Annotated in this window: 13 protein-coding genes; 4 read left to right on the top strand and 9 right to left on the bottom strand. The window is 42.6% G+C overall.

The annotated features are described in order from the left end of the window. Positions 1 to 53: 53 nt before the first annotated feature. The 6 genes from QZ147_RS06535 to QZ147_RS06510 form a co-directional block, all read right to left on the bottom strand. Positions 54 to 728, bottom strand: a complete 675-nt coding sequence (locus tag QZ147_RS06535) for a response regulator transcription factor (RefSeq protein ID WP_295148419.1) — start codon at positions 726 to 728, stop codon at positions 54 to 56. 48 nt (positions 729 to 776) lie between these two features. Continuing rightward, positions 777 to 2,420, bottom strand: coding sequence for a sensor histidine kinase (locus tag QZ147_RS06530; protein ID WP_366508785.1), 1,644 nt, complete (start codon positions 2,418 to 2,420; stop codon positions 777 to 779). Positions 2,421 to 2,668: 248 nt separating this feature from the next. Continuing rightward, a complete protein-coding gene (dsbI, locus tag QZ147_RS06525; RefSeq protein ID WP_295148413.1) occupies positions 2,669 to 3,289 on the bottom strand; it encodes a protein-disulfide oxidoreductase DsbI in 621 nt (206 codons plus the stop codon). 9 nt (positions 3,290 to 3,298) lie between these two features. Further along, positions 3,299 to 3,958: a thiol:disulfide interchange protein DsbA/DsbL gene (locus QZ147_RS06520; protein WP_295148411.1), complete on the bottom strand. Its 660-nt coding sequence runs from the start codon at positions 3,956 to 3,958 to the stop codon at positions 3,299 to 3,301. A gap of 110 nt (positions 3,959 to 4,068) precedes the next feature. Beyond that, entirely contained in the window at positions 4,069 to 4,725 is a 657-nt protein-coding gene (locus tag QZ147_RS06515; protein WP_295148409.1) for a metallophosphoesterase family protein, read from the bottom strand. Further along, complete coding sequence (locus tag QZ147_RS06510; RefSeq protein WP_295148408.1) at positions 4,722 to 5,408, bottom strand: metallophosphoesterase; 687 nt, start codon at positions 5,406 to 5,408, stop codon at positions 4,722 to 4,724. Before QZ147_RS06510 ends, QZ147_RS06515 begins: the two co-directional genes overlap by 4 nt. 163 nt (positions 5,409 to 5,571) lie before the next feature. Here QZ147_RS06510 and QZ147_RS06505 point away from each other — a divergent pair, with 163 nt between their 5' ends. Then, positions 5,572 to 6,498 (top strand): Dyp-type peroxidase, encoded by a 927-nt coding sequence (locus QZ147_RS06505; protein ID WP_295148405.1) that lies wholly within the window; start codon positions 5,572 to 5,574, stop codon positions 6,496 to 6,498. A 600-nt stretch (positions 6,499 to 7,098) separates the two neighbouring features. Here the strand turns inward: QZ147_RS06505 and QZ147_RS06500 are convergent. From QZ147_RS06500 to QZ147_RS06490, 3 genes are all read right to left on the bottom strand, one after another. Then, on the bottom strand, positions 7,099 to 7,506 hold the full coding sequence (locus QZ147_RS06500; RefSeq protein ID WP_295148402.1) for a type II toxin-antitoxin system VapC family toxin: 408 nt from the start codon (positions 7,504 to 7,506) through the stop codon (positions 7,099 to 7,101). After that, on the bottom strand, positions 7,506 to 7,718 hold the full coding sequence (locus QZ147_RS06495; RefSeq protein ID WP_295148399.1) for a hypothetical protein: 213 nt from the start codon (positions 7,716 to 7,718) through the stop codon (positions 7,506 to 7,508). The genes QZ147_RS06500 and QZ147_RS06495 overlap by 1 nt, the downstream gene beginning before the upstream one ends. Positions 7,719 to 8,043: 325 nt before the next feature. Further along, positions 8,044 to 8,253, bottom strand: a complete 210-nt coding sequence (locus QZ147_RS06490) for a S24 family peptidase (RefSeq protein WP_295148397.1) — start codon at positions 8,251 to 8,253, stop codon at positions 8,044 to 8,046. Positions 8,254 to 8,699: 446 nt separating this feature from the next. On the opposite strand from QZ147_RS06490, the gene QZ147_RS06485 reads away from it, so the two are divergent. The 3 genes from QZ147_RS06485 (at position 8,700) to QZ147_RS06475 (ending at position 9,701) form a co-directional block, all read left to right on the top strand. Next, entirely contained in the window at positions 8,700 to 8,903 is a 204-nt protein-coding gene (locus QZ147_RS06485) for a hypothetical protein (protein ID WP_295148394.1), read from the top strand. 92 nt (positions 8,904 to 8,995) lie between these two features. Next, positions 8,996 to 9,181 (top strand): hypothetical protein, encoded by a 186-nt coding sequence (locus tag QZ147_RS06480; protein WP_059431900.1) that lies wholly within the window; start codon positions 8,996 to 8,998, stop codon positions 9,179 to 9,181. Continuing rightward, positions 9,171 to 9,701 (top strand): hypothetical protein, encoded by a 531-nt coding sequence (locus tag QZ147_RS06475; RefSeq protein WP_295148387.1) that lies wholly within the window; start codon positions 9,171 to 9,173, stop codon positions 9,699 to 9,701. The genes QZ147_RS06480 and QZ147_RS06475 overlap by 11 nt, the downstream gene beginning before the upstream one ends. Positions 9,702 to 9,831 lie beyond the last annotated feature (130 nt).

Here is a 9,831-nt window from a genome sequence, read left to right as displayed (position 1 = left end):
TAAGATCTTTTAAAAGCGAGTGCTAGACGTTACGCGATAAAAAGGTAAAGGAGCTAATTACAAAGCATATATCCCGTCTCGGAGACGTTTTTTATCTTTACCCCGAGCTCCTTTTTTACGCGCAGTACGACGTTTTGTATCGCGCCTTGGCTGATAGGCTCGTTGTCGTAGACGAATCCTTGGATTTGTCCGTAGGTTACGAGTCTATTTAGGTTGTAGGCAAAGAGCCAAAATAGCTTGTTTTGCAGGAACGTGAGGTAGATTTCTTCGCCGTTTTTGTAAATTTTTTCTTTTTGTAGATTTATGTTGATTTCATCCGTGATTTTGACGAGTTTTTCATCCGTTTTCGCGGCGATAGTGATGATGGCGGTTCGAAGATTTTCTATGTCGATAGGCTTTTTTAAAAATAGCGCCGCGCCCGCCTCGACGCTTTTTAGTAGGTTCGTATCGGTGTCGTAGGAGGTAAAAACGATGAATTTTTGATGAGGTTTTAGTCGCGCGATCTCTTGCATCATAGAAAAACCGTTCATCGCGGGCATATGAATGTCGGTAAGTATCACGTCCGCGCCGAATTTGCTAAATTTCTCCACCCCTTCGTAGCCGTCGCTCGCGGTCTGCACGCCTTTGCAGTAAGGTTTTAGCCCGCTTTTAATAAGCGTCCTAGCCGCCTCGTCGTCTTCTACGATTAGCACCGAGATATTTTTTAAAAATTTTAGCGTTTCGTTTATCATTTTCGTCCTTTTAGATTAAGTTTATCGCCGTCCGGCGCCGCGCTTTTACTCGTAAGTAAAGCTTAGTTCAAACGTCGTCGGTCCGCTCGCTTTTACCAGCCTTAAATCCCCTCCTAGCTTCTCTTTGGCTAGTTTCTTGCCGAAATATAGCCCGATGCCGTTGCCGCTTTTTTTCGTAGTCTTAGGCTGCGCGAAAATTTTCTTCTGCGTCGCTTTATCTACGCCGCCGCCGTTATCTTGCACGCTAATAAAGCAAAATTTGCCCTCGAATTTCACGTTAACGTAAATTTTGCGCTCTTTCGCGTCGCTAAATTTTTCTATCAGCGCGTCTTTTGCGTTATGCAGCAAAATTAGCAAAATTTGCTGCACGATATTTTCCTTTTGACGCGCGAGCCCGTCGGTGAAATCGCCGACTATCACGCTTACGTTCGCGCGCGCGAGCTCGGTGTGCATGAGCGTTAGCAGGTTGTGTAGGCTTTGCTTTACGCTAAATTCCCGCGCGTCTTCGCCGGCTTTATAAAAATTTCTAAAAATTTCGATCGTATCGCTTAAAAGCTTGACCGAATTTTCTCCGCTTTTTAAAATTTCGCGCAAGTCTTCCTTGCTCAAATTTCCCTCTTCTTGTAGCGCTCTTAGCGTAGAGATCATCAAATTTAGCGAATTTACGGGCTGGATAAACTGATGAGATATGCCACCGATTAGCTCGCCGGCTTCGCTCATTTTTGCGCGGTGAGCGAGCAAAATTTCGTATTCGTCGCTTTTGGCCTTCGCGCGACGGTACATTAAATTATGCAAGAAATTCGCGATTATTACGAGAGCGGCGAATGAAAACAACAGCAGCGCGCCGTTAAACCGAAATATCCGCAAAAGCCCCTCTTGCTCGTTGCTGTCGTCCGCGCCCGCGCCCACGAACCAATTTAGCGTCGGTATCTGCGCGATAGATACGAAATCCCCGCCGATTTTAAACCCCTTAATATCGTCGGCTTGCAAAAGCAGCTCTTGGAATTTGCTTTGAATTTTCATTTTTAGCGGCTCGCTAAGCGGCGTTAAAATCTCGCCGCCGTGCGTGACTATAAACGCGTATCCGCCCTCGGGAAGGTCGAAATTTCTGATGTTTTGAAAAATTTTAGAGAGCCTAACCACGCCGCAAAGCGCTCCCGCAAACTTTTGCGCGGTAAAGCTAGGTACGCAGACGTTTATCGTGGGTTCGCCTAAAATCACGTGGCGAGGCATGTAGTTTATGGTCGGTTTTAGCTCGTTTTTGGTTTCGACGTACCAGATGAGTTCTTTGCGGTCGAAATTTTCCGCGTTGCTGCGCGCGATTTTCTTACCGTTTACGAAAATTTCGCCGTTTTCTTTTAAAAATTGCACCGCGTCGTAGGCGTCGGAATTTCTACGAAATTCCGTCAAAATTTGCCCGAGCTTAACTTCGTCGTCCGTCGCGTCCGCGATTTGTAAAATATCGGAGAGATTTTGCAGCGAGCGCGTCCGCTCGTCTAACCAGGAGCTGAAAATTTTTAAAATATTTTGCGTCGCGGCGATTTTACCGGCGTTTGAAAGCCGCGTTATTTGAGCTTTGGCGTCGGTGAAAATATTAACTCCCAGCAGCGTCACCATGAGGCTTGCGGCGATGATGACGAGGTAAAATTTAAACGTTACGCTTTTGCTAAAATCTATTAATTTCGACACGCTTTGCCTTTAAAATTTAGGGGAATTATCGCATAGAATTTTAAAATTTCGGATTTTAGCTCGCCTTTGCCGCTTAAATTTTACGTTCAAAATTCGCCGAATTCGCAAAATTTAAACGTAAAACGACGAGCGGAATTACGGGCACAGCTAGGCGCGGCGGATTTTACTTTGCGAATGAGGCGGGCCGAGCGCCCGCCGCAGTGAAGCGAAGAAAAATCCAACAAAGCATAGCGAAGCCCTGCAATGCGCTATTTAAATTTTGCGACTAGCCAGCTGGCTGCCATCGCTAACAACACCACAGCGCACACCCCAAATCCCAGCAGCGTGCAATCGGCCATCGACATAAACTTGCTTGAAGGGATCAAAAACCACCCGTCCGCGTAAAGATCTACGAGATACTGTTGTAAAGAGCTTAAAACGGCGCCGTCCGGCACCATGGGATTATCGTAACCGCAGTCTCCCAAAGGCATGAACCAATCGGGTGCCCATTTTTCAAGCGGCAGGCCGAACGGATAGTGCGGCTCCGTCGAGCAGCCCTGCACGCCGAAAGGATCGTCTCCGTGCACGGCGGCATGGATTTTAGCCAGCTTTACGCTATATGTTATGCCCTGCGCGGCGCCCCAAAAGGCCAGCGCGTATCCCGCAAGCTTTAAAACCGCGTTTTTAGGCGCGATCGCAGCGACTAGCCCGCCGGCGGTCATACACAAAAACGCGAAGCGTATATAGACGCACTGCTCGCACGGAGGCATATAGACGTATTTTTGAAATAGCGAGTGCGCCAAGACTACGAGTCCCGCGCTAATAAACGCCATAAGCAGCCACGGGCAGCGCCCGTCTTGCCACTTAGCTATTTTTTCTATCCATTTCACGGCGCGGCCTTATTTTTTAAGTAGCTCTTCGATGAGTTGCGCCATGGCGTCGATGGAGGTGATTTTGGCGGTATAGATTAGGTATTTGCCGTTTACGACGAACGCGGGTACGCCTTGAATTTTAGCCACGTCGTAGCTAGCGTCCCAGTTTGCAAGCAGCCGCGCTACCTGAGGATCGTTTAAGGCGGCTTCAAAGTCGGCCTTGCTAATACCCGCCGCGTCAAGCCCGGTTTTTAAAAACGCTTCGGGATCTTTACCGTCGCCCCAGCGTTCTTTTTTATCGTGATAGGCTTTATAATAGGCGAATTTCGCTTTTTTAAAGAGCGAATTTTCGCTAAACAAATCCGTGCCTGCCGCGCGGTCTTTTACTATCAGCACGGCGAAAAGTTTGCTTGCTTGCTCGCCGTAGTCGCCTTTCGTTTTTAGGTGGAACGGCTCGTATTTTAGTCCGGCGACCTTTTTAACGACCGCGGGAGTTACGCTTTTGTCGTATTTGTAGCAAAACGGGCATGCGTAGCTAAATATCTTTACGAGAGTGCCCGTTTCTACGGGAAGGGGTTTTTCTAGTTTTACGTAGTCCTCGCCCTCGGTAAACGCGTTTGCGCTCAATGCGCCTAGCAGCGCGGCGGCGGATAAGATTTTGGCGGTTTTGGACAGTAGTGTTTTCATGTCGTCTCCTTTTAAAATTTGACGAAATTATACGCTCCCGCTCCGCCGCAAAAATCTCGCAAAAATAAATTTTAGCTTACAAGCTAAAATTTAGGGCGAATTTTTAAAATTTAGAGCGTTTTATTAATTAGCGCCAAAATTCCCCTAATCTTATTCGCTCTGGTCTGCTCGTCCTCGTTTTCGCCGAATTGATTGCCTCCGTGCGAGTAGGGCGGCAAATCCTTTACGAAGTCCAAAATTTCGCCGAATTCTAAAATTTTGCCGTGCAGGTCGTAGCCGACGTTTAGCGCCTTGCCCTTTATCTTCGCTACGTTTGCGTGGATATGTCCGTAGAGATGGATAGCGCCGTGATGGCCGCCGTTCCACTCGCAGACGGGATAGTGAAAAAGCGCGAGCCTAAAACTCTCACCGCCGTGTTTTAGCGCCAGCTCCTTGTAGTCGCAAATCTCTTCAAACAGCGCGTTGTTATCGTTTTTGCGTATCTCTAAAAGCTCGTCCGCGCGCTTGCGGATTTCTTGGTCGTGATTACCTAAAATCAATACGTGCTTGCCGTTTAGGCGTTTTAAAATTTTAAGCGTCTGCTCAAAGTCCTTGTGAAAGCTGACGTCGCCTAGATTATAAACCTCGTCGCAGGGATTTACGCGCGAATTCCAAAGGCGGATTAGCGTATTATCCATATCGTTTATGTTTTGAAATTTCCTAAAATTTGGATGAAATTTCATGATATTTGCGTGTCCGAAATGTAAATCCGACGTAAAATAAGTCATTTTCGCCTCCTTAAACCTACCTCGAATTTTTCGCCGCTTTTTATTTCCATTATAACCAGCCGTCCGAAAAACACCGCGCCGCAGTCCATCGCAAACACGCCGTTTCCTTTATCATGGATTTCGTTGTCGCGATTTGGAGTGTGCCCGAAGTATATCTTTTTGCCCGCGTCGTTTTCTTGCCAAAACGGCGTCCTTCGCCACATCACGAAGTCCTCGTCTTGGCGTTCTAGCGAAATTTTAGGATTATAGGCGGCGTGAACGAATATGCTTTGCTCGGAGCTTATTATGTGAGGCATCTGCTCTATAAACTCTTTAACCGCCGGCGGAATGTCCGTAAATCCGTGAGCCTTTGCGCTTTTTATCGTCTCTTCGCCGCCGTTATTTATCCACGTGTAGTAACTCTGCGCGTCATCCTCAAAAATAGCTTTATAAAGCATATCTTCGTGATTGCCTCTAACGTGTAAAATTTGCCGTCCTTGCGCGATGAGCTCGGCGTAGCGCAGATATAGCCCGATGCTATCCTCGCCCCTGTCGCAGCTATCGCCTAGGATTACTATTAGGTCGTTTTTAGTTAAATTTATCTTTTCAAGCATCGCGTCAAATAGTCCAAGGCAGCCGTGAAGGTCGCCGAATACGAAAATCCGCTCGAAATCGCTTTCGTTTATGCGTTTAATTTTTAACATTTTTACTCTTTTGAATTAAATTTGCGGAAATTTTGGGTTAATGCGAGAATAAAGGCGAGTTGATTTTACTCTATTTAGATAATAATGCGCTTAAAAATACGGCGCCCGTCCGCCGCCGCCCTAAAATTTAGGTATAATCGTGCTAAAATTTTAAGGAGATAAAATGCAAATAAATTCGCAAGAAGTAACGCAGGCGCCGGGCAATAACACCGTCTTTCAAACTTGGCTACTAAACGGCGACGAAAACGCCTGTAAAAAAGGCTTTGAGAGGCTTTGCGCTTTGGTGGTAAATTTAAATAAAACGGCAAAAGTAAGGTTTGGCGCGGAGGCGAACGTAAACTGCGTAATCGCCGTCGGACACGACGCGTGGCTAAAACTAGGACTCCCGCAACCGCTACCAAAAGAGCTTGTAAATTTTAAATCGATAAAAGGCGATAAGCACGAAGCCGTAAGCACCGCGGGCGATATCCACGTGCATATTAGGGCGCTTGATGCTGCGGACTGCTTTGATATGGCGCAAAATGTAAAGGCCGAGCTTTTTAAATTTGCCAAGCTCGCAGACGAAACTCAGGGTTTTAAATACCACGACGGCAGAGCGATTATTGGATTTGTGGATGGAACTGAAAATCCAAACGGCGAGGATAGGGATTATTTTGCCAAAGTCGGCGACGAGGACGCGAAATTTAAGGGTGGAAGCTATGTGTTTGTACAAAAATATAAACACAAAATGAGAGAGTGGAATGCAACTAGCGTGAGCGAGCAAGAAAAGGTCATCGGCCGCACGAAAGCAGACGACATCGAGATGAGCGAAGATGAAAAGCCTAGCAACTCGCACTCCGCCGCGGCAAACGTAGGCGACGATAAAAAAGTCGTTCGCGGAAATATGCCTTTTGTCGAGGGAAGCGTGACGGGGACGTACTTTATCGCGTATGCTAGCACGTTTTCGACGGTTGAAGCGATGCTAAATAAGATGTTTATCGGCGAGCCGCGCGGCAACTCGGATAGATTGCTTGATTTTAGCACGCCGATCACCGGAGCTCTATTTTTCGCGCCTACTTTTGATATGCTCTCAAGCTATAGCGCGGAGTAATCGTGAAAATATCTTAAATTTTAAGCGCGTTCAGACTTTTTAAAAAGCCCGCGCTTGGAATTTTATGACGTTAGTTTTCATGAAATTGTCGGATGTTTTTACATTTTTTGATATTTTAATATTAACGGTGTGGTAAAAGTGATAATATTCGTGGCCGGGAGATAGGGACACCTAGAGTGTAAAAACATTTTTCATTACTACAAGTACCTAAAAATGGGATTTCTATAGTATTTTTAAGAGTATAAATTTTGACTCTTTCCGGATAAAAAGATGTAACACGTCTACGCAACAAGTCTAGCACCATTAATTCCTTTCTCTCTGCGATATTTTATCTAAAATTTCGTCTAAAATTTTAGACGATTTTTCATTTATATTTATCGGCAACCGTCAGACTATCGAGATACTTAGTCTTTTGCCTGACGCTGCCGTACTTTCAAGCGTGCTTAGCGTTAGCGAGTCGTTGTCTGGGTTTAGTAGTCTATCAAGAGCGACACGACTGGTTTTCATAAGTTCGACCATCTTTATTTTGGTTGTACGTTCTGGTTTCAAGTTAACCTCCGATATAACCAACAGAAGGCTTTACATTTACCGTATATTATATCAAACACTCCAATTTTCCATCCTAAGCTCGCTTATATCTTTAAAATCTTTTTCGTTATTCGTAACCAAAACAAGATCATTACTAAGCGCTACGGCAGCAATCAGCATATCCATATCGCCTATCCTTATGCTTTTATTTTTCATCTCAAGCCTTATTTTGCCATAGCTTGCTGCGCATTTACTCGTAAAATCCAAAACGCCGAAATTTGAGATAAAATCGCCCACAAGTCTTAAATTTAGCTCTTTTTGAGTGGAATTTTCTATACCGTAAAACATTTCGGCTACCGTTATACTGGAAATCAAAATATCCTTTTTGCCATATCTAGTTAAATGGCTTAGTATATTTTGACTGTAAGGCTCGGTGCTAGAAATCAAGTAACTACAAATATTGGTATCGAGCAAGAACATTATTTAAATCCGAAATTTCGCTCTTGCGGCAAGCTTTGCTCGGCTCTTTCAAATTTAACTCCAGCATCTTTTAACTCATTTAAAGTCTTAAACAGCCCGCTCCATTCATCATCTTTAACCGGGGTTAAAACCACTTCGTTATTATCAAAACTCTTTAGTATAAACTCTTTGACGTTGTCTAAATTTAGACTTTTTGGAAGCCTTAGTGCCAAAGAATTACCACTTTTGAATACTTTTAATCTAGCCTGCATTATTACAACCTCTCGTATATATTTCTCTAAGTATATACTGAACAAGATAAAAATATTCTTAGATTTTGCTCGTTTATAGTATCGGCATTGCAATGTTTTTTGATAAATCTTATGCAAAAGGTAAAAAAGTAAGAATGGGTAAAATGTAGAGCAAATAGCGCCAAGAATGTTTTTGTATAGATATGGACGTAAGGTAAAAAATGAGAACTTAAAATGTAAAAATCTAGGCATTTTTTCGCATTTTGAAATCCAAACTTCAATTTGCTTCAAAAACTTCAAAATCCCTTTAAATCACGCCTTTTCTGATATGCTCTACGACGCACCCTGTGATACTACAATTTTCTAAATTCTTGCCATCGATTACGATTGGTTCATATTTCTCGTTATCCGAAAATAGCGTTATAGCTCTTGTTGTCGGGTTTTTCTCTATCCTTTTAACGAACACATCGCCTTCGTAGTTTATAACATATACGTTGCCACTAGTGACGTCACCCACGTTTGCAGTACCTATAAAAGCAGTTCGTCATTAGCGATAGTAAGCTCCATACTGTTGCCTTTGGCGTTAATTATATGGACTTTTGGATAGGTCGCCACCAATGCGTAAAAAGCCTCGCAGGAAGTTCTCCATAAAGCTAACGCAGTCGACGCTTCGTCGGTAGTTTATCGCTCCATCTATGGCGCTCGCGCAAGTATCTTCAAAATATGGCACGGCTATAATGCCGTTTTCTTCGGCATTGTCATTTGATTTGTTTTGGGTTTTAAGATCAGATGGGTTTTACGACAGAATTTTGATGACTTACAATGCAAGACCGCACCCATAAAAACGGGCAATCTTAAAAAGAGACATAATGGTATTTGAAGCAACCGCAAGCGAGATAAAGGTAAGGCAATACTCCAAAAGCAAAATACGCCAAATGCGTCCACGGCGATACGAGAGCACACATGATAAGACCAAAAAAGAAAAAGGCTTTATACTGGGGCGTGCAACCCATTAAAAAGGTAAATCACCCAGATCAAAAAGCAAATCCATATCTGCTAAACGCTTGTAATATCTACAAAAACGGCGGCTTAAAACGCGCAAGCGAGGAGCTAGCGCAAAATATAGGTAAAGAGATAGTAAAAGATATTAAGGTCATATTTAAATAAACCCAAAAAGCCTATAAATACAAAAATTCTTATTTTTTACGTTGATTTCAGAGGAAATTATATATAATAAGCGTAAATGTTTAAGGTTTTTTATGAATTTTTCAATTATGGATATTATCTCTATCGTCGGTTTTGTTGTTACGGTTATAGGCGCTGTTGGATATAAAGTTTATAAAAAGAAAACTAAAATAAATATTAGCAACAATAATATTTCAAATAATAGCAATAGCAATATCGTAATTAACGGCGATCAGAATATAAATAACGATGCTAGATAATAATATTTCGAATAATCCCAATAGCAATATCGTAGTAAACGGTAATCAAACCATAAATAATATTGTTGAAAAGATAAATATTGACATAGGGAGATTATCGAGCATTTGTGTGACCAATGCAAAGGAAATTATAGAGCTATTAAACAAGTTTGAAAGCGATTGCCAAGCAATAGAATATGACGATGATTTTATCAAGATAGATACTAAAAACAAAATAAACGGGCTTGAGCAATTTTATACGGAGTTTATAAAAGAGGAAGAAGCTAAACTTGCGATTTTAGACGATTTTTTTAAAGACAATAATGTAACGAAGCATATAGAGCGCTCAGCCAAAAGTATCAAAATAAGTATTTTGTCTTTTAAAGATAGGAATTCTAATAAATTAAATCCCGATATTTTTAATCAAATTATACAAGAACACACATCAATCATAGACGACAATGAGATCAAGGACGTAATGCAGCTTATTATATTTTATCTATACAGATACTGCTATATCGGTGAAAAGAATGGAAACTAGATATATAAAGACGCATAGAAGCAAAGATATAAAAAGAAGTCCGCTAGTCGTAGCTAAAGAGATATTAAATAGACTAAATACGCAGTATGGAACAAAACTAGGTCTTATATATAAAGAGATAAAAAAGCAA

It is taken from the genome of uncultured Campylobacter sp. (genome assembly GCF_905371695.1).
Lineage (GTDB): Bacteria > Campylobacterota > Campylobacteria > Campylobacterales > Campylobacteraceae > Campylobacter_A.
This window is presented reverse-complemented; position numbering and strand designations above follow the sequence as displayed.